At 62.0% G+C, this 266-nt stretch carries 1 protein-coding gene; it reads right to left on the minus strand.

Annotated features, from left to right (window positions below; translation table 11 throughout):
* A partial coding sequence (locus tag FLQ44_RS23280) for a TrbC/VirB2 family protein (RefSeq protein WP_206209156.1) occupies window positions 1-201 on the minus strand: 201 nt, incomplete at its 3' end.
* Window positions 202-266: the final 65 nt, after the last annotated feature.

A 266-nucleotide genomic window follows, 5' to 3' on the forward strand; every position in this document is an offset into this window, starting at 1 on the left:
CGCGATGATCGCCAGCAGGCGTCCGAATGGTCCTGTGATGAAATCAACGATCATCTGCACGGCGGTCTCGAGCGGCGCGAAGGCGCCCGAGTTCTGCGCAAAGGCCGGTTCTGCGAGGGCGAGACTGGAGATCAGGATCGCGCTGATCGCCAGCGGGCGCATCACGACCTGGGTCCTCATCAAATTGGAAATTTCGTTCATGGGTGACCTCCGGCTAGAAACGCATGACCCCGCCGACCCACTGTCGGCGCTCGCGCAACGTGATG

The sequence above is a fragment of the Vogesella mureinivorans genome (genome assembly GCF_007644035.1).
GTDB lineage: Bacteria > Pseudomonadota > Gammaproteobacteria > Burkholderiales > Chromobacteriaceae > Vogesella > Vogesella mureinivorans.